Raw genomic sequence first — 22,964 nt, 5'->3', positions numbered from 1 at the left:
CACCCTTCGGGACGCTCGCATGCGCTGCTCGTGCCGCCGCGCCGCACGGCCGGGTCGCCGGTCCGTGTAGAGTGTCGCGAGACAGACATCCTTTAACGATCCGTCCCGAGAGGCGGAGAAGGAGGTCGGCTTTGGCCAGCCCGCATGGCAGGGTCTTGCTCGACGCCGCCGATGTGTCCCGGACGATCGCCCGGGTCGCCCATCAGGTGATCGAGAAGACAGCGCTCGACTCACCCGACGCACCTCGCGTCGTTCTCATCGGAATCCCCACCCGCGGAACAACTCTTGCGACTCGGCTGGGAGCCAAGATCAATGAGTTCGCGGGCACCGACATTCCCGTCGGCTACCTCGACATCACGCTGTATCGCGACGACCTGCGCGCCAAACCGCACCGTCCGCTCGAACGGACCATGGTGCCGCGCGGTGGTGTCGACAACGCCGTCGTCATCCTCGTCGACGACGTCCTCTACTCGGGCCGGACAGTTCGCGCGGCGCTCGACGCCCTGCGCGACCTCGGCAGACCGGCCGCGGTGCAACTGGCGGTGCTGGTCGATCGTGGTCACCGTGAGCTGCCGCTGCGGGCCGACTACGTCGGCAAGAACATCCCGACCTCGCGCGACGAGAACGTCGCCGTGCACCTCGTGGAGCACGACGGCGTCGACGAGGTGGTCCTGCGTCCGGCATCGGGTCCGGCATCCGACGAGGCTGATGCGTGATGCGACATCTGCTGTCGACCGCGGACCTGACCCTCGACGAGGCCACCGAACTGCTCGACGACGCGGAGCGGTTCGAGCAGGCACTGATGGGCCGGGAGGTCCGCAAGCTACCGACGCTCCGCGGCCGCACGGTGATGACCGTGTTCTACGAGAACTCCACCCGCACGCGCGTGTCCTTCGAGGTCGCCGGCAAGTGGATGAGTGCCGACGTGATCAACGTCAGCGCCTCGAGTTCGTCTGCGGGCAAGGGGGAGTCGCTGCGCGACACCGCGAAGACGCTGCGCGCCGCGGGTGCCGACGCGCTGATCGTGCGCCATCCGGCGTCGGGTGCGCCGGCCCAGATCGCGGACTGGACCACCGGTCCCGATGGTGACGGACCTGCGGTGATCAATGCCGGCGACGGCACTCACGAACACCCCACGCAGGCACTCCTCGATGCGCTGACCCTGCGCCAACGCCTCGGTTCGCTCGACGGCCGACGGATCGCCATCGTCGGCGACGTGGTGCACTCGCGGGTGGCGCGCTCGAACGCGCACCTGCTGGCCACGCTGGGCGCCGAGGTGGTGCTGGTTGCACCGCCGACGCTGCTCCCGGTCGGTGTCGAACAGTGGCCGGTTGCGGTGTCGGGGAATCTCGACGCCGAACTCGCCGCCGTCGACGCGGTGATGATGCTGCGGGTGCAGGCCGAGCGGATGAACGGCGGGTTCTTCCCGAGTGCACGCGAATACTCGGTGCGGTTCGGCCTCAACGAACGACGACTCGCGCTGCTGTCCGACGACGCCGTGGTCCTGCATCCCGGGCCGATGCTGCGCGGGATGGAGATCGGCTATTCGGTCGCCGACTCGCCACGGGCGGCGGTGCTCGAACAGGTACGTAACGGCGTGCACGTCCGCATGGCGGTGCTCTTCCGACTCCTCGTCGGAAGCGATTCGGCAGGAGCGCAATTGTGAACACCCCGGCGAGTGGATCGGTGCTGATCTCGAGCGTCCGGCCGTACGGCGAGGGCAATGCGGTCGACGTTCTCGTCGAGGACGGCACCATCACCGCGATCGGCACCGACCTCGACGCGCCCGAGAACATCGAGCGGGTCGACGGCAACGGCGGCGTGGCGCTGCCGGGGTTCGTCGACCTGCACACACACCTGCGCGAACCCGGTCGTGAAGACACCGAGACCATCCGAAGCGGTTCTGCCGCAGCGGCATTGGGCGGTTACACCGCCGTGTTCGCGATGGCCAACACCAACCCGGTCGCCGATAATTCGACCATCACCGACAACGTCTGGCGCACCGGCCGGGAGGTCGGACTCGTCGACGTCCACCCGGTCGGGGCCGTCACCGTCGGACTCGAGGGCAAGCAACTGGCCGAGATGGGCATGATGGCGGCCGGTGCCGCCGGTGTGCGCATGTTCAGCGACGACGGCAAATGTGTGTCCGACCCGCTGCTCATGCGGCGCGCCCTCGAGTACGCAAAGGGACTCGACGTCCTGATCGCCCAGCACGCCGAGGAACCGCGTCTCACGGTGGGTGCGGTCGCGCACGAGGGGCCGACAGCCGCACGGCTGGGTCTCGCGGGCTGGCCACGCGCCGCCGAGGAGTCCATCGTCGTGCGCGACGCATTGCTCGCACGCGACGCCGGGACCCGCGTGCACATCTGCCACGCGTCGACCGCGGGCACCGTGGAACTGCTGCGCTGGGCCAAGGACCAGGGCATCTCGATCACCGCCGAGGTCACCCCGCATCACCTGCTGCTCGCCGACGACCGTCTGGCCACCTATGACCCGGTGAACAAGGTCAATCCGCCGTTGCGCGAGCCCAGCGACAATCTTGCCCTGCGGCAGGCGCTTGCCGACGGTGTGGTGGATTGCGTCGCCACCGATCACGCACCTCACGCTGCGCAGGAGAAGTGCTGCGAGTTCGCCCTCGCTCGCCCCGGCATGCTCGGTCTGGAGACCGCTCTGCCGATCATCGTCGAGACCATGGTGAAGCCGGGTCTGCTCGACTGGCGCGGTGTCGCTCGGGTGATGAGTGAACGCCCGGCCGCCATCGTGGGCCTGACCGATCAGGGGCGCCCGATCGAGGTCGGCGAGCCGGCCAACCTGGCCATCGTCGACCCGGACACCTCGTGGGTGGTCCGTGGCGCCGACCTGGCGAGCCTGTCCCGCAATACGCCTTACGAGGCGATGACCATGCCCGCCACCGTCACCGCGACACTGCTGCGCGGCGTGGTGACCGCAGTCGACGGGCGGGTGAGTGCGTGAGCGACGCCGCATACGACATCGTCATCGTCGTCATCGTGGTGGTGGCCTGGGCCGGTTTGGTGGCCCTGATTCTGCGCGGCTGGCGCAACCGTGGCCGTCGGCAGGCCGATCTCATCGGTGAGATGCCCACGCCGCCGGCAGATCTCGGCGAGGCGCAACTGGGCCCGCACACCGGACTGTACGTCGGCAGCACGTTGGCGCCGAGTTGGCAGAACCGCATCGCTGTCGGGGACGTCGGTGACCGGGCAAGCGCGTCGATGAGCGCCTACGCGGCGGGAATCCTGCTCGAGCGCAGGGGCGCCAGCACAATCTGGATTCCGCGCGAGTCCATCACCGCGGTGCGGACCGAGCGGGGACTCGCGGGCAAGGTGATGACCGCCGACGGCGTCCTGGTGGTCCGTTGGGTATTGCCGACCGGCACCGAGATCGATTCCGGTCTGCGCGCAGACGACAAGACGATCTACCCCGACTGGGTGCATGCCTTCGCCGATCAGCCATCGAGCGAAGCCGATGCCCCGGGATCGGGTTCAGAGGAACAGGGGAAAGAGCAATGAGCACAGCGGTTCTGGTGCTGGAGAACGGCCAGGTGTTCACCGGCCGGGCTTTCGGTGCAGTCGGCGAGACCCTCGGTGAGGCGGTGTTCTGTACCGCAATGACCGGGTATCAGGAGACGCTGACCGATCCGAGCTACCACCGCCAGATCGTGGTGGCCACCGCGCCGCAGATCGGTAACACCGGATGGAACCGCGAGGACGGCGAATCCACCGGAAGCGCAGGCAGTTCCGACGCCGACGGCGATTCCGGAAAGATCTGGGTCGCCGGGTACGCGGTGCGCAATCCCACTCGGCGGGTGTCGAATTGGCGCGCGACGACCTCGCTGGAGGACGAACTGGTGCGGCAGGGGATCGTCGGCATCGCCGGGATCGACACGCGTGCCGCGGTGCGCACCCTGCGCGACCACGGCTCGATGCGTGCCGGCGTCTTCTCCGGCGCGGCTGTCTCCGACACCGACGAGTTGCTCAGCCGGGTGCGCAACCAGCCGGAGATGAAGGGCGCCAACCTGGCCGGGGAGGTCACCACCGACACCGGCTACGTGGTGGAGCCGAAGGCGCCGGCCCGATTCACCGTCGCCGCAATCGATCTGGGCATCAAGACCAACACCCCGCGGATGTTCGCGCAGCGAGGCGTGCGGGTCCACGTGCTGCCGTCGAACACCGACCTCGCGGCCATCACCGCCCGCAATCCCGACGGTGTGTTCCTGTCCAACGGTCCCGGCGACCCCGCGACGGCCGACGCGATCGTGAACCTCACCCGGGATGTCCTCGGCGCCGACCTGCCGCTCTTCGGCATCTGCTTCGGTAACCAGATCCTCGGCCGCGCGCTCGGCCGCGGCACCTACAAGATGAAGTTCGGCCACCGCGGGATCAACATCCCGGTCATCGACTCTGCCACCGGCAAGGTGTCGATCACGGCACAGAACCACGGCTTCGCCCTCGACGGCGAGGCGGGCGAGGAGTTCGACACCGACTTCGGCCGCGCCCGCGTCAGCCATGTGTGCGCCAACGACGGCACCGTGGAGGGCGTCGAATTGATGTCCGGCCGGGCCTTCTCGGTGCAGTACCACCCGGAGGCCGCGGCCGGTCCGCACGATGCCGCCTACCTCTTCGACAAATTCGTGACACTGCTGGAAGGACGTGGGGCCTGATGCCACGCCGTACCGACATCTCCCACGTCCTGGTCATCGGTTCCGGACCGATCGTCATCGGACAGGCCTGCGAGTTCGATTACTCGGGCACGCAGGCATGCCGGGTGCTCAAGGCCGAGGGGCTGCGCGTCAGCCTGGTCAACTCCAACCCGGCGACCATCATGACCGACCCGGAGTTCGCCGACGCCACCTACATCGAGCCGATCACCGCCGAATACGTGGAGAAGGTGATCGAGGCCGAACGCGACGCCGGTCACCCGATCGACGCCGTGCTGGCCACCCTCGGTGGGCAGACCGCACTCAACACCGCTGTCGCACTGCATGATCGGGGATCGCTGGAGAAGTACGGCATCGAGCTGATCGGTGCCGACTTCGACGCCATCCAGCGCGGCGAGGACCGGCAGATGTTCAAGGACATCGTCGAGAAGGTCGGCGGTGAGAGCGCCCGATCGCGGGTATGTCACACCATGGACGAGGTGCGTGACACCGTCGCCGAACTGGGCTTCCCGGTCGTCGTGCGGCCGTCGTTCACGATGGGCGGGCTCGGCTCCGGCATGGCCTACGACGACGCCGACCTCGAGCGGATCGCCGGCGGCGGTCTGGCCGCCTCGCCGACTGCGAACGTGCTGATCGAGGAGTCGATCCTCGGCTGGAAGGAATACGAACTCGAGCTGATGCGCGACAACCGCGACAACGTCGTGGTGGTCTGCTCCATCGAGAACCTCGACCCGGTGGGCGTGCACACCGGCGACTCGGTGACCGTCGCGCCGGCGATGACGCTCACCGACCGCGAATACCAGATCATGCGTGACCTCTCGATCGACATCCTGCGCGAGGTCGGCGTCGACACCGGCGGCTGCAACATCCAGTTCGCCCAGGACCCGCGCGACGGTCGGCTCGTGGTGATCGAGATGAACCCGCGTGTGTCGCGGTCGTCGGCATTGGCTTCCAAGGCAACGGGTTTCCCGATCGCCAAGATCGCCGCCAAGCTCGCCATCGGCTACAGCCTCGACGAGATCGTCAACGACATCACCAAGGAAACCCCGGCCTGCTTCGAGCCGACCCTCGACTACGTGGTCGTCAAGGCGCCGCGGTTCGCCTTCGAGAAGTTCCCGGGTGCCGACGACACCCTCACCACCACCATGAAGTCGGTGGGCGAGGCGATGAGCCTCGGACGCAGCTTCGCCGAGGCGCTCGGCAAGGTGATGCGCTCGCTGGAGACCAAGGCCGCCGGGTTCTGGACCGAACCGGCCCGCCAAGATCCGGCCACCATCGACCTGCCCGCACTTCTGGAGGAGCTTCGTACGCCGAAGGACGGTCGGCTCTACGGGCTGATGCTGGCGTTCGACGCCGGCGCCACCATCGAGCAGCTCTACGAGGCGACCGCCATCGACCCGTGGTTCCTGGCCGAGATCGGCGGGATCGCGGCACTCGGGGCCGATATCCGCGACGCCGGACGCCTCGATGAGGATCTGCTGCGCGAAGCCAAGAGCACCGGTTTCTCCGACAAGCAGATCGCCGCGCTGCGTGACGATTTCGCCGACGAGGACGCCGTGCGCGAATTCCGGGTGGGTCTCGGCGTGCGTCCGGTCTACAAGACCGTCGACACGTGCGCGGCCGAGTTCGAGGCGCGTACGCCGTATCACTACTCCACCTACGAACTCGATCCCGCCGCGACGAGTGAGATCGCACCGCAGACCGAACGGGAGAAGGTGCTGATCCTCGGTTCGGGCCCCAACCGCATCGGGCAGGGCATCGAATTCGACTACTCCTGCGTGCACGCGGCGCTCACGTTGTCCGAAGCGGGCTACGAGACCGTGATGGTCAACTGCAACCCCGAGACGGTGTCCACCGACTACGACACCGCCGACCGTCTCTACTTCGAGCCCCTCACCTTCGAGGACGTTCTCGAGGTGTTCTACGCGGAGTCGAAGTCGGGTCGGGTCGCCGGTGTCATCGTGCAGCTCGGCGGCCAGACACCGCTGGGTCTCGCCGACCGTCTGCAGGGCGCGGGGGTGCCGATCGTCGGCACCTCGCCGGCCGCGATCGACCTCGCCGAGGACCGTGGCGAATTCGGCAAGGTGTTGACCGCGGCGGGGTTGCCCGCCCCTGCCTTCGGCACCGCGACCAGCTTCGACGAGGCTCGTGACACTGCTGCCCGGATCGGTTATCCGGTGCTCGTGCGTCCGTCGTACGTGCTCGGCGGGCGCGGCATGGAGATCGTCTACGACGAGCAGTCGCTGGCTGATTACATCTCCCGCGCAACGGAATTGACGCCCGACCATCCGGTCCTCGTCGACCGGTTCCTCGAGGACGCGGTGGAGATCGACGTCGACGCGCTGTGCGACGGCGACGAGGTCTACATCGGCGGTGTGATGGAGCACATCGAGGAAGCGGGCATCCACTCCGGCGACTCCGCGTGCGCGCTGCCCCCGGTGACGCTCGGCCGCGCCGACCTGGCGATGGTGCGCGAATCCACCGAAGCACTCGCCAAGGGGATCGGCGTACGAGGACTGCTCAACGTGCAGTACGCGCTGAAGGACGACATCCTCTACGTCCTCGAAGCGAACCCGCGCGCAAGCCGGACCGTTCCGTTCGTATCCAAGGCGACCGCCGTGCCGCTGGCCAAGGCGTGCGCCCGGGTGATGCTGGGTGAGTCGATCGCCGACCTGCGCGCGAGTGGACTGCTGCCCGCCGAGGGCGACGGCGGCGAGGCCCCGGCGCATGCGCCCATCTCGGTCAAGGAAGCGGTGCTGCCGTTCAACCGGTTCCGCCGCTACGACGGCACCGGGGTGGACTCCCTGCTCTCGCCGGAGATGAAGTCGACCGGCGAGGTGATGGGTATCGACGCCGACTTCGGTCGAGCCTTTGCCAAGTCGCAGACGGCGGCCTACGGGTCGCTGCCCACGTCGGGCGCGATCTTCGTGTCGGTGGCCAACAAGGACAAGCGGGCGCTGATCTTCCCGGTCAAGCACCTCGCCGACCTCGGGTTCACCATCCTGGCCACCGAGGGCACCGCGGATGTCCTGCGGCGCAACGGCATCGAGGCCACCACGGTCCGCAAGCACTTCGAGTCGGGACCGGGGGAGACCAACATCGTCGACACCATTCGGGCCGGCGAGGTGAGCATGGTGATCAACACCCCGTACGGCCAGTCCGGACCTCGCGTCGACGGCTACGAGATCCGCAGCGCCGCTGTGACGGTGGGTATTCCGTGCATCACCACGGTGCAGGGTGCGAGCGCCGCGGTGCAGGGCATCGAGGCAGCCATTCGCGGCCAGGTGGGCGTGCAGTCGCTGCAGGAACGTCACCGCGCGCTGGTGGGTGAGGGATAGGTGACCGATTCGGGCTTCGCGGCGCGCTACCGGCAGGCCGTCGACACGCGCGGCCGGCTCTGCGCGGGTATCGATCCACACGCCGAGTTGCTCGCGCAGTGGGGTCTGCCGGTGTCCGTGGACGGGCTCGCCCGGTTCGCCGAGGTGTGTGCCGAAGCACTCGGGCCGGTGGCCGCCGTGATCAAACCGCAGGTCGCGTTCTTCGAGGCGTTCGGTTCGGGCGGTTTCGCGGTGCTCGAAGAAACCATCCGTCGCTGCCGGGAACTCGGCGCCCTGGTGCTTGCCGACGCCAAACGCGGTGACATCGGCACCACCATGGCCGCCTATGCACACGCGTGGCTCGACGACACCTCGCCGCTGTGCTCGGACGCGGTGACGGCCTCGCCCTACCTGGGATTCGAGTCGCTCCGTCCTGCGCTCGACGCGGCTCGACGGTCGGATCGCGGGGTGTTCGTCCTGGCTCGGACGTCCAACCCGGAGGGCGTTGGGGTGCAGCTCGCCGACACCGGGGCCGGATTTGTCGCGCAGTCGATGGTCGACGCCGCCGCGGCGGAGAACGGCGAGGGTGTGACGGTCGGCCTCGTCGTCGGCGCCACCCGAAACCATGGCCTCGACCTGAGTGGCTTCACGGCGCCGATCCTCGCGCCCGGACTCGGTGCGCAGGGCGCCACCCCGTCCGACCTGCCCGCGGTGTTTTACGGTGCACACCTGCGCTGGGTGCTGCCCGCCAGTTCCCGCGGCGTCCTGCGGCATGGCCCCGATGTGGTCACGTTGCGCGCGGCGTGTGAACAGACCATCGACGAGGTCGAAGCCGCGCTGTCGAGGTGACGCGACGCCCTCGTCCGGGATCTACGTTGCGGGTGACGCGTCGGCGATAGACTCGGCGGGTGATTGGGGAGCCGAGGTGAATGCGCTGGTGACAGTGGTCGTCGTCGATGATCATCCGTTCTTTCGTGACGGCCTCGCGCGTGGACTGACGAGCAGCGGTCGCATCTCGGTGGTCGGGGAGGCCGGCGACGGGCGTGCCGGGCTCGACATGATCCGCGAGACCGCACCGGATGTCGCGGTCGTGGACTACCAGATGCCGGGGATGACCGGGGCCGACGTCGCGCATGCAGTGACCCGCGACGGACTGAGCACCCGGGTCCTGTTGCTGTCCGCGGTGACCGACGCGCCGATCGTCTTCGAGGCCCTGCAGCGCGGCGCGAGTGGCTACTTGTCCAAGGACTCGGATCGGGACGCGATCGTCGGCGGCGTGATGCGCGTCGCGAAAGGGGAGACCGTGGTGCCGGCCGAACTGGCCGGTGGTCTCGTCGACCAGATCCGCATGCACACCGCGCCCGAGACCCCGGCACTGAGTGAGCGGGAGTCGCAGGTGCTCGCCGGATTTGCGCGTGGGCTGTCGATCCCGCAGCTTGCGGCTGAACTGTTCATCGGGGCGTCGACGGTGAAGACCCACACCCAGCGCCTGTACGAGAAGCTTGGGGTCTCCGACCGCGCCGCCGCGGTCGCCGAAGGCCTGCGGCGCGGGCTCATCGACTGACGCCGATGGCCGACGACGAGCGCGGTCTTGCAGCGGTGGCCGACGAGGGCGCGATCCGCGAGATCCTGCTGGACCACGGATTGCGCGGAATCCGGATCCAGGTGTTGTTGCGAGTGATCCTCGCGGCGTTCGTCGTGCTCGTGATCGCCTTCGATCCGCCCGCCGACTATCTCGTCGCAACCTGGATCGTGGTGGGCTGCTACGTGATCTGGTCGGTGATCACCGTCCTGTTGGCCCGCCGCGGAGACGCGGTGACGGTGCGGCTGATGTGGTCGGCGGTGTTCGTCGACCTGGGTGCGCTCACGGTGCTCGCCGTCCTCGCCAGTCGCTCCGACTCGATCAGTTGGACCTCCGACGTATTACTGACCGGCTTCGCGATCATCCCGATGATGGGTGCGACGTCGCTGCGCCCATGGGTCCCGACCGTCATCGCAGTACCCACCGTGGTGGTCTACTTCGCGACGACCGCCGCCGCACGTCCCGCCAACGGTGAGCCGTGGTCGCTGGTCATCCTGCACACCGTGGTGATCGGTGCACTCGCGCTGGCCAGCGTTCTGCTGTCACTGCTGCAACGCTCCCGGGTGATGACGATCGGGTCGCTCGCGGCCGACCGGGCCCATCTGCTGAGCGAAACGCTGCTGATCGAGGACCGGGAACGCCGTGATCTCGCCGACGCGCTGCACGACGGTGCGATGCAGTACGTGCTCGCTGCCCGGCACACCCTCTCCGATGTCCGGCGCGGCGACGATCCCGACGCCACCGACCGGCTCGACGCGGCGCTCACCGAATCCAGTCGGCTGCTGCGCTCGACGTTGACGACGCTCAATCCGGCGGTGCTCGATCACCACGGGCTCGCGGTGGCACTCGATGAGCTCGGTCGCTCGGTCGCGGTGCCCGGAGGCCTCGACGTCGTGGTCGACGTGGCGGGATGGTCGCCCGAAGGTTCCACATCGGTGGATGCGTTGCTGTACGCCACTGCGCGAGAGTTGGTCGCCAACGTCGTCAAACACGCCGGTGCCGATCGCCTCGAGCTGAGTGCCGAGTGGGACGCCGGCCAGGCTCGGCTGGTGGTCGTCGACGACGGGGTCGGCATCGGCGCAGACCTCGCGTCGGACGCCGGCGGCAGTGATCGGCTCGCCGAGCGGCTGACCGAAGGGCATCTCGGTCTGATGTCGCGCCGGGTCCGGCTCGAAGCGGCCGGTGGCACGCTGACCGTCGACGCCCGACCGACCGGGGGCACTGTCGCGATCGCCGAGGTTCCGGTGCGTCAGGGAGGCTGATGTGCCCCGAGGTACTCGGCCCGCTCGCTTCGCTCCCGGCGCCGGTTGACCTGCGTGAATCGGCGAGTTCATCGGCACGACACACCGGAGCGGGCCACCAAGTCTAGGAAGATTCGAGGATGCGCTTGCGTCACACGCGTCACAGCCGTAGCGGTGTCGCGGCAGACTCTCGCGCGGTCGATAATGCGATCTGACCTGCGGGTATGCATGCCCGGCGAGCTGTCCGTACCGGGTTGTCGGTGCCGCAAAGTACAACATGTGCACGGAAGCTCTGCGCGGGGGTCGCGCTCGAATTGCCTGCTCACGTTGGGTACGGTCGAGCACGCGTCCGCGTTTGTACAGCGGCCGAGTGGGTTACATGGTCATGTGATCCCGACAGACTGATCGAAGTAGAACGAAATACGGAGGAATCGTGGCCCTTCCCCAGTTGACAGACGAGCAGCGCGCGGCAGCCTTGGAGAAGGCTGCTGCTGCTCGGCGAGTTCGCGCCGAACTGAAGGAGCGCCTCAAGCGCGGCGGCACCGACTTGCAGCAGGTGCTCAAGGATGCCGAGAACGACGAGATCCTCGGCAAGATGAAGGTCTCCGCCCTGCTCGAGGCCCTGCCCAAGGTCGGCAAGGTCAAGGCGCAGGAGATCATGACCGAACTCGAGATCGCTCCGACCCGCCGTCTGCGCGGTCTCGGTGATCGTCAGCGCAAGGCTCTGCTCGAGAAGTTCAGCTCCTGAGCGAGCAACCGACCGAACGCACGAGGGGCCGACTGATCGTTTTGGTCGGCCCCTCGGCCGTCGGCAAGTCCACCGTCGTGGCGCGAGTTCGCGCCGCTGTGCCGGATTTGTACTTCAGCGTCTCCGCGACCACACGCTCGCCGCGCCCCGGCGAGGTCGACGGACGCGACTATTTCTTCGTCGGCTCCGACGAGTTCGACCGGATGATCGCCGACGACGAGCTTCTCGAATGGGCCGAGATCCACGGTGGGCTGCAGCGTTCGGGCACGCCGAGCCGACCGGTCCTCGACGCACTCGCTGCCGGATCGCCGGTGCTCGTCGAGGTCGACCTGGTCGGTGCGCGCAACGTGGTCGCCCACCTTCCCGAGGCCACAACGGTGTTCCTCGCGCCGCCGAGCTGGGACGATCTGGTCGCCAGATTGACCGGTCGCGGCACCGAGAGCCCCGAGGCCATCGAGCGTCGGCTCAACACCGCACGGACAGAGATGGCAGCTCGCGACGAGTTCGATCACGTGATCGTGAACAGCGAAGTCGACCGAGCGGCCAGTGAGTTGGTATCCTTGCTGGTCGGACCTTCTCAGCCCGCCGCACACCCGCGGCAGGATGCCGCAGGCAACCGCTGAGGACCGCCCACCGGCCGGTACCCGACCGACCCGAACCACAGACTTTCCACGTCACCGCAGCAGCAGGAGATCGAGTGAGCACGCAGACCAACTTCGACATGACCGAGATCGCCGACGCGCCGGCCTATGACACGCCGCTGGGCATCACCAACCCGCCGATCGACGACCTGCTCGAGCGCGCGTCGTCCAAGTACGCGCTCGTGATCTACGCGGCCAAGCGTGCACGTCAGATCAACGACTACTACAACCAGCTCGGCGACGGCATCCTCGAGTACGTCGGTCCGCTCGTCGAGCCGGGTCTGCAGGAGAAGCCGCTGTCGATCGCGCTGCGGGAGATCCACTCGGACCTGCTCGAGCACACCGAAGGCGAATAAGTCCACGCAGCCTCGATGAGCGACACTGCCGCGATGAGCAGATCGGGTGGAGCACGTCGACGCATCATCGTCGGTGTCGGAGGCGGCATCGCCGCCTACAAGGTGTGCTCGGTCATCCGGCATTTCACCGAGGCCGGTCATGACGTTCGCGTCGTGCCCACTGCGTCGGCGCTCAAGTTCGTCGGTGCCGCCACCTTCGAGGCGCTCAGCGGCCATCCCGTGACCACCGACGTCTTCGACGACGTCGACCAGGTCGCCCATGTCCGGCTGGGGCAGGGTGCCGACCTCGTGGTGATCGCGCCTGCCACGGCCGACCTGATGGCCCGGGCCGCGGGCGGCCGCGCCGATGACCTGCTGACCGCTTCGCTGCTGACGGTCCGCTGTCCGGTGCTGTTCGTGCCGGCCATGCACACCGAGATGTGGGAGCACCCCGCCACGGTGGCCAACGTCGCAACTCTGCGCGCACACGGTGCCACCGTGATGACTCCGGCATCCGGCCGCCTCACCGGCACCGATTCGGGCCCCGGCCGGCTCCCCGAACCGCAGGAGATCGCGCTGCTCGCCGATCTGCTGCTCGAGCACGCCGACGCCCTGCCCTACGACCTCGCGGGAGTACGTTTCGTCATCAGCGCCGGCGGCACCCGTGAACCCATCGACCCGGTGCGCTTCCTGGGCAATCACAGCTCCGGAAAGCAGGGCTTTGCCCTCGCCCGAGCCGCAGCGCAGCGTGGCGCCAAGGTCACCCTCGTTGCCGGCTCGACCGCCGACCCCGGCAATCCGTCGGGCGTGGACATCGTCCGGGTGTCCACGGCTCGCGAACTCGCCGACGAGATGACCAAGCGATCGGCCGAGGCCGACGTGGTCATCATGGCGGCCGCGGTGGCCGACTTCCGTCCGGTCTCGGTCGCCGACGCGAAGATCAAGAAGGGCGACGCGGGACCCGCGCCCATCGAGCTGACCACCAACCCGGACATCCTGCGGGGCCTGGTGGAGAGCCGCGCAGCGGGCGCGATCCCGGCGGAGACCGTGATCGTCGGTTTCGCTGCAGAGACCGGCGACGAAACGGGCGGGGTCCTCGACCACGGACGGGCGAAGCTGGCCCGCAAGGGCTGTGACCTGCTCGTCGTCAACGCAGTGGGCGACGGAAAAGCGTTCGGCACCGAGGACAACACCGGCTGGCTGCTCTCTGCGCAAGGCGCCGAAACCGCGCTTCCGCTGGGTTCGAAAACCCTCATGTCGAGCCGAATACTTGACGAAGTGCGCGGCCTGGTGCCTGATGGTCGGGGTGCGTGACCCACACCGCGCGGGCTGTCTGCGTGGGTGTGTAGGTTGGAACGCACTCACATTGGCGTCCTGGGGGAACAGTGGTGACCTCCCGGACGCAACCATGCACTCCTGCGACCTGTGCTAACGCGACCCGCCTTGAGAGGACCCGATGACCACCTCCGCGTCACGCCTGTTCACCAGTGAATCCGTCACCGAGGGACATCCCGACAAGATCTGCGATGCGATCAGCGATTCGGTGCTCGACGCCATCCTGACCGACGACCCCAAGGCGCGGGTCGCCGTCGAGACCCTGGTGACCACCGGTCAGGTGCATGTCGCCGGTGAGGTGACCACCACTGCCTACGTCGACATCCCCGGCATCGTCCGCGCGAAGATCCTCGACATCGGTTACGACTCGTCGACCAAGGGATTCGACGGCGCGTCGTGCGGCGTCAACGTCGCGATCGGTGCGCAGTCGCCCGACATTGCCGGCGGCGTGTTCAACTCCCACGAGAGCCGCAGCGGAATCTCCGAGGACGAGATCGACAACCAGGGCGCGGGCGACCAGGGTCTGATGTTCGGCTACGCCAGCAGCGAGACCCCCGAACTGATGCCCCTGCCCATCGCGCTCGCTCATCGTCTGTCACGCCGGCTCACCGAGGTCCGCAAGACCGGTGTGCTGCCGTACCTGCGACCGGACGGCAAGACGCAGGTGACCATCGAATACGACGGCGACAAGCCCGTCCGACTCGACACGGTTGTGCTGTCGACGCAGCATGCCGCCGACATCGATCTCGAGAACATGCTCACGCCGGACATCCGGTCCGAGGTCGTCGAATCCGTTCTGGCCGACCTACAGGTGTCGACGCTGAGCACGGAGGGCTACCGGCTGCTGGTGAACCCGACCGGCAAGTTCGTGCTCGGTGGCCCGATGGGTGACGCGGGCCTCACCGGCCGCAAGATCATCGTCGACACCTACGGCGGGATGGCCCGCCACGGCGGTGGCGCGTTCTCCGGTAAAGACCCGTCGAAGGTCGACCGGTCGGCGGCGTACGCGATGCGCTGGGTGGCCAAGAACGCCGTTGCCGCGGGTCTGGCCGACCGCATCGAGGTGCAGGTCGCCTACGCGATCGGCAAGGCCGCCCCCGTCGGGCTGTTCGTGGAGACCTTCGGAACCGAAAAGGTCGACCCCGCTGTCATCGAGCGGGTCATCTCCGAGAACTTCGACCTGCGTCCGCTGGCGATCATTCGCGATCTCGACCTGCTGCGTCCGATCTACGGGCCGACCGCCGCCTACGGGCACTTCGGGCGTACCGACGTCGATCTGCCGTGGGAGCGGACCGATCGGGCCGACAAACTGCGCGCAGCCGCAGGACTCTGACACCCGGCCCACAGGTGAGCTTTCCGCTCCCTGAGGTGCGAGGAGCGCAAGCGACGAGCCTCGAAGGGCGCGGCGAAAAGGGTGCACCAACGCGAGGGCGGACCGCTCGAAAGGGCGCCCGCACACCCGCCTCGTCGCAACCGGTGGCTCAGGTGCTTCCGTTCCTCGGGCTCACACATCTAGACCGCCCTTTCGACTACCTGATCGACGCCGAACAGGACGCGATCGCGCAACCCGGGGTTCGTGTGCGAGTTCGATTCGCCGGGCGCCTCGTCGACGGCATCCTGCTGCAACGGATCGAGGAGAGCGACCATCCAGGCAAACTCGGGTGGCTCGACCGCGTGGTCTCGGCCGAACCCGTGCTGGGACCCGAACTGGCCGCCCTGTGCCGGGCGGTCGCCGATCGGTACGCCGGCACGATGGGTGACGTCGTTCGCCTGGCGATCCCGCCACGGCACGCGCGCACGGAGAAGGAACAAACCCCGGAACCCACGTCGGTGGTCACGGCTCCCGACCGCGCATCCTGGCAGGTCTACCGGTCGGCGGAGGGCTTTCTGGATTCCCTCGCCGAGGGGCACCCGCGTGCCATCTGGCAGGCGGTGCCCGGCGAGGACTGGCCGAATCGGCTCGCCGAACTCGCTGCGACGACGGTCGCCGCGGGACGCGGGGCAATCATCGTGGTGCCCGACCAGCGCGACCTCGACCGCCTGTCGGCAGCGTGCGAACCGCTGCTCGGTGACCGGTGCGTGACGCTCGCGGCCGGACTTGGTCCCACCGCGCGCTATCGACGCTGGCTGGCCGCACGACGCGGCGCCGCGCAGGTGGTGCTCGGCACTCGCAGTGCCATCTTCGCCCCGGTCCGCGACCTCGGGCTCGTCGTCGTCTGGGACGACGGTGACGACAGCCTCGACGAACCCCGTGCGCCCTACCCTCACCCTCGCGAGGTAGCGGTCCTGCGTGCGCACCTCGAGCAGTGCGGGATGGTCATCGGCGGGTTCGCGCGGACCGCGGAGGCGCAGGCGCTCGTGGCCGCGGGCTGGGCGCATGACCTGGTGGCCGATCGGGCACAGGTGCGCTCCCGCAGCCCACGGGTGCAGGCGATAACCGATGACGACGCCCAAGTGGCCCGCGATCCGCAGGCACGCTCGGCGCGCATTCCGGCAGTCGCGTTCGACGCCGCGCGTGCTGCTCTGGCCGCCGACCTGCCCGTGGTCTTCAGCGTGCCGAGGCGCGGATACCTGCCGTCCCTGGCCTGCACGCGCTGCCGGGAACATGCGCGGTGTCGCGCATGCCACGGCCCGTTGCAACTCGACGGTGCCGGTCACGTCAGTTGTCGGTGGTGCGGGCGTGCCGAATCTTCCTTTCGATGCCCGGCATGCGGCGGTACCCAGGTCCGGGCCTTGGTCACCGGGGCCCGCCGAACCGCGGAGGAGTTGGGGCGGGCATTTGCCGGGGTACCGGTGGTCACGAGCGGTGGGTCGTCGATCGTCGACGAGATCCCGGCCGGCGCACGAGTCGTCGTCGCCACTCCGGGTGCGGAGCCCGTCGCCCCGGCCGGCTACGGTGCCGCGATCATTCTCGACACCTGGGCGCAACTGGATCGCGCCGATCTGCGTGCCGACGAGAACGCGGTCCGGCGGTGGATGGCGATCGGTGGGCAGGTGCGGGCGCACGGCGAGGGTGGACGACTCGTGATCGTGGCCGACTCGGCATTACCGCCAGTGCAGGCGATCATCCGGTGGGATCCGGTCGGCTTCGCCGAGACCGAGCTTGCCCAGCGCGACGAACTGGGGTTTCCGCCCGCTGTGACCATGGCGTCGATCGACGGCACCCCGGCAATGCTGACCGAGTTCACCGGTCACCTCGAGATCCCGGCCGGCGGAGATGTGCTCGGTCCGGTGCCGCTGCCGCCCGGCGTTCGACCCCCCGCCGGTGCCGACCGCGACGACGCCGACACCGAGTTCGATCGGGTTCTTGTGCGTGTGCCACGTCGTGACGGACGGTTGCTGGCCGATGCGCTCGTTGCCGCGCAGATACGTCGAAACGCCCGACACGAGACGGGGCCGATTCGCGTCCAGGTCGACCCGCCTACCATCGGATGAGCATTCCAGAGAGGACCGAGTCGTGCGCATAGTGTTCGCGGGCACCCCCGACGTCGCCGTACCGTCGTTGCAGGCGTTGCTCGACTCACCCGAACACGACGTCGTCGGGGTCATCACCCGGCCCGACGCGGTGTCCGGTCGGGGACGCAAGGTGTCCCGATCACCGGTCGGGTTGGTGGCAGACGAACGCGGTGTGGAGGTGATCACCCCGCGTCGCCTCGCTGAGCCGGAGGTCGCCGAGGTGCTGGCGCGATGGAATCCCGACTGTGGTGCGGTCGTCGCCTATGGCGGCCTGGTGCCGGCGGACCTGCTCGAACTTCCCGACCACGGTTGGGTCAACCTGCACTTCTCGGTCCTGCCGGCGTGGCGGGGAGCGGCGCCGGTGCAAGCGTCGATCGCAGCGGGCGACGAGGTGACCGGCGCGAGCACGTTCCGGCTCGAGAAGGGTTTGGACACCGGCCCGGTGTTCGGCGCGCTCACCGAGACAATCGCACCTGGTGACACCAGCGGAGAGCTGCTGGACCGTCTGGCGGTGGCCGGCGCGGGCCTGCTCGTGCGCACTCTCGACGGCATCGCCGCGGGTGAACTGGCTCCCACGCCGCAACCGGCCCACGGCGTCAGTCATGCTCCCAAGATCGAGGTCGACGATGCCCGCGTGCGCTGGGAACTGCCCGCCCACATCGTCGAACGCCTGATCCGGGCACACACCCCGGTGCCGGGCGCGTGGACCGGCCTCGACGACGCGCGGATCAAACTGGGACCGGTCAGGGTCGTGGGCGACGACGAGCCGGACCGGCCCGCCGACCGTCTTGCACCGGGTGCGGTCGCGGTCACCAAGAAGGCGGTGTTCGTCGGCACCGGCACCGCGCCGGTGCGACTCGGGACGGCTCAGCCGCCCGGGAAGAAACCGATGCCGGCGGCGGACTGGGCGCGCGGGGCGCGACTCGGCGACGAGACGACGCTGCGGTGAGCGGCGACTCGCGGGGCGGGGACTCGAGGGGCGGGGACCGCAAGTTCCGGCAGAAGGACCTCGACCCGGCTCGGGTGGCGGCCCGCGACACCCTGCGTGCCGTCCGGGAACGGGATGCCTACGCCAACCTCGTGTTGCCGAAACTGTTGCGCGAGCGGCACATCACCGGCCGCGACGCCGCGCTGGCCACCGAACTGACCTACGGCACCGCACGGGCTCAGGGCACTCTCGACACGATCATCGCCGCGGCCGCCGGACGCGACATCGCCGACATCGACGGGGCGCTGCTCGACGTGGTGCGGATGGGTGCCTACCAGTTGCTGCGCACGCGGATCGGCGCACACGCCGCCGTGTCGACGTCGGTGGACCTGGTGCGATCCGAACAGGGTATGGGCCCGTCCGGATTCGTGAATGCGGTGCTGCGCAAGGTGTCTCAGCGGTCCGAGGACTTCTGGGTGGACGAGCTGGCGCCCGACGTCGCCGACGACCTCGTCGGTCATCTCGCCTTTCAGTACGCCCATCCCCGCTGGATCGCGGAGGTGTTCTTCGACGCGCTTGGTGGGTCGGCCGGGCAATTGCAGGCTGCCCTGGCCGCCGACGACGCCCGCCCGCCGGTACACCTGGTGGCGCGGCCTGGGCTCATCACCGCCGAGGAACTGGCCCTCACCAGCGGGGGAGAGGTGGGCGACTACTCGCCGTACTGCGTCTACCTGCCCGGGGGCGATCCCGGTGACCTCGACGCGGTTCGTGACGGTTTCGCCGGGGTGCAGGACGAGGGCAGTCAACTCGTCGGCCGCGCTGTGACCGTTGCACCCATCGACGGATCGGATGCCGGGCGCTGGCTCGACATGTGCGCCGGACCGGGCGGAAAGGCCGCGTTGATCGGCGCGCTCGCCGACATCGACGGCGCACATCTCGACGCGATCGAGGTGTCCGAGCATCGAGCGGAGCTGATCCGCAAGGTGGTGCGCGACCTGCCGGTCGATGTCCGCGTCGCCGACGCCCGTGATGCAGGCCTCGACCCCGGATACGACCGGATACTTCTCGATGCACCCTGCTCTGGACTGGGCTCCTTGCGCAGGCGTCCGGAGGCACGCTGGCGTCGGCGGCCCGAGGATGTCGCGGAACTCGTTGTGCTGCAACGAGAATTGCTCACCGAAGCCGTGCGACTGGTGCGTCCGGGCGGCGTCGTCGTCTACTCGACGTGTTCGCCGCACCCGGCGGAGACCGTCGAGGTGATCGCCTCGGTGCTCGACTCGGTACCCGATGCCCGTCAACTCGACGCGCGACCGACGGTGACTGTCGGCCGGTTCGCCGGCGCGGACGCGACGACGCTCGGCGACGGTCCACATGTCCAACTCTGGCCGCACCTGCACGGCACCGATGCGATGTTCTTGGCTGCCGTGACGAAGGACCGGGCGTAGCCCGACCCGAAAGCCGCCCCCGATTTCCGCCCTGGCGAAAGCCACCGTTGACATTGCGTCGATGGCCGCCTTGTCTGGGGAGGAAACTGCGGGCAGGTTTCATACCAACTGGCCTGGAGCTGGAGGCGCGTCGCCATGGCTCCGCGCACCTCGGCAATCGGCGGGCGGCTCTCGCCGGCTCAACGAGCTTGGCGGACAATGTGCGACGGGGGCCATGGCGCATGAGGCCACGTGAAGCTCAACCCATACAATCTGCGGCATGTGTAACCCTGGCAGCACACCCATGATCGCCCCGTCGATTCTGTCCGCCGACTTCGCGAACCTCGCGGCCGAGGCGGCAGCGGTCGAAGGGTCGGACTGGCTGCATGTGGATGTGATGGACGCCCACTTCGTGCCGAACCTGACCCTTGGGTTGCCCGTCGTCGAGAGTCTGCTCAAGGCGACCGACATACCGATCGACTGCCACCTGATGATCGAGAACCCCGAGCGCTGGGCGCCACCGTATGCCGAGGCGGGTGCCTACAACGTCACCTTCCACGCGGAGGCGACGTCGGACCCGATCCCGGTGGCGCGCGACATCCGCGCGGCAGGCGCCAAGGCCGGGCTGTCGATCAAACCGGGCACTCCGCTCGAGCCGTACCTGGAGATCCTCAAGGACTTCGACACGCTGCTGATCATGAGCGTCGAACCGGGCTTCGGCGGTCAGAAGTTCATGCCCGAGGTGCTCGCCAAGGCGCGTGCCATCCGCGAACGCATCGATGCCGACGAACTGCAACTGCTCGTCGAGATCGACGGCGGCATCAACGCCGACACCATCGAAGAAGCCGCGGAAGCGGGCATCGACTGCTTCGTCGCGGGGTCCGCCGTCTACGGCGCCGAAGATCCGGGGGCCGCCGTCGCCAAGCTGCGCGAGCAGGCCGCATCGGCGCGCGCCGGAGCAGCCGGGAGCTGAACCGGCCATGGCCGTCGGCGATCTGGACGTCGTTGCGCTCATGCGTCGAGCGATCGACGCATCGGTGGCCGCGCAGGGAAGCAGCAGCCCCAACCCGCCCGTCGGAGCCGTCATCCTCGGGGCCGACGGAAAGGTGGTCGGGATCGGACATACGCAGCCGCCCGGCGGCCCGCACGCCGAGGTGATGGCACTGCGCGCGGCCGGGGAACGCGCGCGGGACGGGATCGCGATCGTCACACTCGAACCGTGTAACCACACCGGCCGGACCGGGCCGTGTGCGCAAGCACTTATCGAGGCCGGGGTTACCGAGGTGCACTACGGCGTTGCCGACCCGAATCCGGCGGCCGCGGGCGGAGCCGAGACCCTGCGCCGCGCCGGTGTTCTCGTCACGGGAGGAGTCGCAGCCGACGAGATCACATCGGGCCCGCTGCAGCCCTGGCTTCATCGGCAACAGCACGGCCGACCTTTCGTCACGGTGAAACTCGCGACGACGATCGACGGTCGCATCGCCGCGCCGGATGGCACGAGCAAATGGATCACCGGGCCGGGCGCGCGAGCAGTGGCGCATCGGCAACGTTCCCGCATCGACGCGATCGTCGTCGGTACCGGGACCGCGCTGGCGGACGATCCGTCGCTCACCGCGCGTCGTCCCGACGACACGCTGTATGACCATCAACCGATTCGGGTGGTGGTCGGCGACCGCGAGGTGCCGGACGGCGCGAAACTCCGGGACGGTGTGGCACCCTTCGTCCACGTACGAAGCCACGATCCGGCCGCGGTCCTCGACGCGCTCGACGACGCACTGTGGGTGCTGGTGGAGGGTGGCGCAACGCTCGTCGGGGCCTTCTTTGCCGCAGACCTCGTGGATGAACTGGCGGTCTTCGTCGCCCCCACGGTTCTCGGCGCCGGCCGGAACGCGGTGGACATCCCCGGCATCACCACCCTCGCGGGTGCCCGCCGATTCGAAACACGTGAGGTACGCCTCGTCGACGGTGGGGACGTGTTCATCCGGATGACGCGCTGATCTGCCGGTGCGACGCACACCGCAGCAGGATCGTTTCGAACCGTGAATGTCGTTGGTCCACAGTTCCTATCGCGACTGCGCGGAGTGCCGGCACTTGGTCGTTTGATCAGAACCTTCGCTTCTCGGACCAGTCGTTTCGATTGCTGGACAGATCGATGTGTGGTCGCTCAGAGTCGCGTTACGCGACCGTAGGTTACTGATGAGTTGGGTAGGGGGAGGGCTCATCCAGTGTCCGGGAACGGTGGGTGGCGGCCGAACGCGGTTATATCGATGCGGTGATCGAGCCGTCCCATACCCGGCTCGAGATTCGCCGGGCATTGGCCATGCTGGCCGACAAAGAGGGTTCCCACGGCGCACGAAAGCATCTGCTGATGCCTCTCTGACCCACCCCGGTTTCGTTCACCGGGAGCACAAGGCGATCTGTGTTGCGTCGCGTGCTAGCGTCGAAGGCACCAGTTCTCGGGGCGGGGTGAGATTCCCCACCGGCGGTGATGATGTCGCGAGGTCCTGCTCGTGACACCGAGCCCGCGAGCGCCTGCCGACGCAGGGACAGCAGATTCCGGTGCGATTCCGGAGCCGACGGTCATAGTCCGGATGTGAGAGAACAGGCGACACGAGGCCGTCTGCGTCTGCTCCGAGCAAGCAGGAGGAGCACGTGTTCACCGGAATCGTGGAGGAGCTCGGCGAGATCGCCGCCCGCGAAGACCTTCCCGACGCCGCCCGCATCACCGTCCGCGGGCCCATCGTCACCTCAGACGCCGGCTACGGCGACTCGATCGCCGTCAACGGTGTCTGTCTCACGGTCGTGGAGAAACACGACGACCGATTCACCGTCGACGTCATGGCCGAGACTCTGCGTCGCAGTTCACTGTCCGATCTCGGGCCGGGCAGCCGGGTCAATCTCGAGCGCGCGATGCCTGCGGGAGGACGGTTCGGCGGGCACATCGTCCAAGGACATGTCGACGGGACCGGTGAGGTCATCTCCGTCTCACCGTCGCAGCACTGGACGGTCGTGCGAATCGCGGTACCCGCGGCGCTGAGCCGCTACCTCGTCGAGAAGGGGTCGATCACCGTCGACGGGGTCTCGTTGACCGTCTCCTCCCTCGGCGTGACCGATGCGGCGGACTGGTTCGAAATTTCCTTGATCCCGACCACGTTGTCGGAGACGAATCTCGGGTCGGCGCAACCCGGCACGGTGGTCAACCTCGAGGTCGACGTCATTGCGAAGTATGTGGAGCGGTTGAACTCGCCCCATGTTCCGGAAGTGAAGTGATTGTGATGAGCG

At 68.3% G+C, this 22,964-nt stretch carries 20 protein-coding genes, 1 pseudogene and 1 riboswitch; all 21 genes and pseudogenes read left to right on the top strand.

Annotated elements, in window-relative coordinates; genetic code table 11:
• Positions 1 to 131: 131 nt before the first annotated feature.
• On the top strand, positions 132 to 716 hold the full coding sequence (gene pyrR / locus MKW15_RS12910; RefSeq protein WP_240858421.1) for a bifunctional pyr operon transcriptional regulator/uracil phosphoribosyltransferase PyrR: 585 nt from the start codon (positions 132 to 134) through the stop codon (positions 714 to 716).
• Positions 716 to 1,666, top strand: coding sequence for an aspartate carbamoyltransferase catalytic subunit (locus MKW15_RS12905; protein ID WP_240858413.1), 951 nt, complete (start codon positions 716 to 718; stop codon positions 1,664 to 1,666). The genes pyrR and MKW15_RS12905 overlap by 1 nt, the downstream gene beginning before the upstream one ends.
• The gene (locus MKW15_RS12900) at positions 1,663 to 2,973 is read left to right on the top strand and encodes a dihydroorotase (protein ID WP_240858404.1); all 1,311 of its coding nucleotides are present in this window, start codon (positions 1,663 to 1,665) and stop codon (positions 2,971 to 2,973) included. Before MKW15_RS12905 ends, MKW15_RS12900 begins: the two co-directional genes overlap by 4 nt.
• The gene (locus MKW15_RS12895) at positions 2,970 to 3,527 is read left to right on the top strand and encodes a PH-like domain-containing protein (RefSeq protein ID WP_240858395.1); all 558 of its coding nucleotides are present in this window, start codon (positions 2,970 to 2,972) and stop codon (positions 3,525 to 3,527) included. The genes MKW15_RS12900 and MKW15_RS12895 overlap by 4 nt, the downstream gene beginning before the upstream one ends.
• Positions 3,524 to 4,678: a glutamine-hydrolyzing carbamoyl-phosphate synthase small subunit gene (carA, locus tag MKW15_RS12890; protein WP_240858388.1), complete on the top strand. Its 1,155-nt coding sequence runs from the start codon at positions 3,524 to 3,526 to the stop codon at positions 4,676 to 4,678. Before MKW15_RS12895 ends, carA begins: the two co-directional genes overlap by 4 nt.
• Positions 4,678 to 8,013, top strand: coding sequence for a carbamoyl-phosphate synthase large subunit (gene carB / locus MKW15_RS12885; protein ID WP_240858367.1), 3,336 nt, complete (start codon positions 4,678 to 4,680; stop codon positions 8,011 to 8,013). Before carA ends, carB begins: the two co-directional genes overlap by 1 nt.
• Positions 8,014 to 8,841 (top strand): orotidine-5'-phosphate decarboxylase, encoded by an 828-nt coding sequence (gene pyrF / locus MKW15_RS12880; protein ID WP_240858344.1) that lies wholly within the window; start codon positions 8,014 to 8,016, stop codon positions 8,839 to 8,841.
• Between the two features lie 76 nt (positions 8,842 to 8,917).
• Positions 8,918 to 9,556: a response regulator gene (locus MKW15_RS12875; protein WP_240858337.1), complete on the top strand. Its 639-nt coding sequence runs from the start codon at positions 8,918 to 8,920 to the stop codon at positions 9,554 to 9,556.
• 5 nt (positions 9,557 to 9,561) lie between these two features.
• A complete protein-coding gene (locus tag MKW15_RS12870) occupies positions 9,562 to 10,836 on the top strand; it encodes a sensor histidine kinase (RefSeq protein WP_240858327.1) in 1,275 nt (424 codons plus the stop codon).
• Positions 10,837 to 11,248: 412 nt separating this feature from the next.
• Entirely contained in the window at positions 11,249 to 11,563 is a 315-nt protein-coding gene (gene mihF, locus MKW15_RS12865; RefSeq protein ID WP_004021989.1) for an integration host factor, actinobacterial type, read from the top strand.
• Entirely contained in the window at positions 11,560 to 12,186 is a 627-nt protein-coding gene (gene gmk, locus MKW15_RS12860; protein ID WP_240858671.1) for a guanylate kinase, read from the top strand. Before mihF ends, gmk begins: the two co-directional genes overlap by 4 nt.
• A gap of 74 nt (positions 12,187 to 12,260) precedes the next feature.
• On the top strand, positions 12,261 to 12,560 hold the full coding sequence (rpoZ, locus tag MKW15_RS12855; RefSeq protein WP_240858323.1) for a DNA-directed RNA polymerase subunit omega: 300 nt from the start codon (positions 12,261 to 12,263) through the stop codon (positions 12,558 to 12,560).
• Positions 12,561 to 12,593: 33 nt separating this feature from the next.
• The gene (gene coaBC / locus MKW15_RS12850; protein ID WP_240858670.1) at positions 12,594 to 13,853 is read left to right on the top strand and encodes a bifunctional phosphopantothenoylcysteine decarboxylase/phosphopantothenate--cysteine ligase CoaBC; all 1,260 of its coding nucleotides are present in this window, start codon (positions 12,594 to 12,596) and stop codon (positions 13,851 to 13,853) included.
• Positions 13,854 to 13,995: 142 nt separating this feature from the next.
• Positions 13,996 to 15,207 (top strand): methionine adenosyltransferase, encoded by a 1,212-nt coding sequence (gene metK, locus MKW15_RS12845; RefSeq protein WP_240858311.1) that lies wholly within the window; start codon positions 13,996 to 13,998, stop codon positions 15,205 to 15,207.
• Between the two features lie 152 nt (positions 15,208 to 15,359).
• A complete protein-coding gene (locus tag MKW15_RS12840) occupies positions 15,360 to 17,309 on the top strand; it encodes a primosomal protein N' (protein ID WP_462476165.1) in 1,950 nt (649 codons plus the stop codon).
• A 22-nt stretch (positions 17,310 to 17,331) separates the two neighbouring features.
• Positions 17,332 to 18,279 carry a methionyl-tRNA formyltransferase gene (fmt, locus tag MKW15_RS12835; RefSeq protein ID WP_240858296.1) on the top strand — a complete coding sequence of 316 codons (948 nt, stop codon included), beginning with the start codon at positions 17,332 to 17,334 and terminating at the stop codon, positions 18,277 to 18,279.
• Complete coding sequence (locus MKW15_RS12830) at positions 18,276 to 19,703, top strand: RsmB/NOP family class I SAM-dependent RNA methyltransferase (protein ID WP_374247063.1); 1,428 nt, start codon at positions 18,276 to 18,278, stop codon at positions 19,701 to 19,703. The genes fmt and MKW15_RS12830 overlap by 4 nt, the downstream gene beginning before the upstream one ends.
• Before the next feature lie 259 nt (positions 19,704 to 19,962).
• On the top strand, positions 19,963 to 20,655 hold the full coding sequence (gene rpe, locus MKW15_RS12825) for a ribulose-phosphate 3-epimerase (RefSeq protein WP_240858290.1): 693 nt from the start codon (positions 19,963 to 19,965) through the stop codon (positions 20,653 to 20,655).
• Between the two features lie 22 nt (positions 20,656 to 20,677).
• A complete protein-coding gene (gene ribD / locus MKW15_RS12820) occupies positions 20,678 to 21,679 on the top strand; it encodes a bifunctional diaminohydroxyphosphoribosylaminopyrimidine deaminase/5-amino-6-(5-phosphoribosylamino)uracil reductase RibD (RefSeq protein WP_240858664.1) in 1,002 nt (333 codons plus the stop codon).
• Positions 21,680 to 21,921: 242 nt separating this feature from the next.
• Positions 21,922 to 22,062 (top strand): annotated as a pseudogene (locus MKW15_RS12815) (carboxyl transferase domain-containing protein); the annotation flags it as partial.
• 68 nt (positions 22,063 to 22,130) lie between these two features.
• A riboswitch (FMN riboswitch) is annotated at positions 22,131 to 22,289 on the top strand.
• A 45-nt stretch (positions 22,290 to 22,334) separates the two neighbouring features.
• Positions 22,335 to 22,952, top strand: coding sequence for a riboflavin synthase (locus MKW15_RS12810; protein ID WP_240858274.1), 618 nt, complete (start codon positions 22,335 to 22,337; stop codon positions 22,950 to 22,952).
• Positions 22,953 to 22,964 lie beyond the last annotated feature (12 nt).

Origin of the sequence: Gordonia gummivorans (assembly GCF_022513585.1) — a bacterium.
Classification (GTDB): Bacteria; Actinomycetota; Actinomycetes; order Mycobacteriales; family Mycobacteriaceae; genus Gordonia.
This window is presented reverse-complemented; position numbering and strand designations above follow the sequence as displayed.

Excerpts from the sequence above, each read along its gene's own strand:
- MKW15_RS12870 (WP_240858327.1), top strand. The coding sequence starts at position 9,562 with ATGGCCGACGACGAGCGCGGTCTTGCAGCGGTGGCCGACGAGGGCGCG.
- carB (WP_240858367.1), top strand. The coding sequence starts at position 4,678 with ATGCCACGCCGTACCGACATCTCCCACGTCCTGGTCATCGGTTCCGGA.
- carA (WP_240858388.1), top strand. The coding sequence starts at position 3,524 with ATGAGCACAGCGGTTCTGGTGCTGGAGAACGGCCAGGTGTTCACCGGC.
- MKW15_RS12905 (WP_240858413.1), top strand. The coding sequence starts at position 716 with ATGCGACATCTGCTGTCGACCGCGGACCTGACCCTCGACGAGGCCACC.
- coaBC (WP_240858670.1), top strand. The coding sequence starts at position 12,594 with ATGAGCAGATCGGGTGGAGCACGTCGACGCATCATCGTCGGTGTCGGA.
- rpe (WP_240858290.1), top strand. The coding sequence starts at position 19,963 with ATGTGTAACCCTGGCAGCACACCCATGATCGCCCCGTCGATTCTGTCC.
- metK (WP_240858311.1), top strand. The coding sequence starts at position 13,996 with ATGACCACCTCCGCGTCACGCCTGTTCACCAGTGAATCCGTCACCGAG.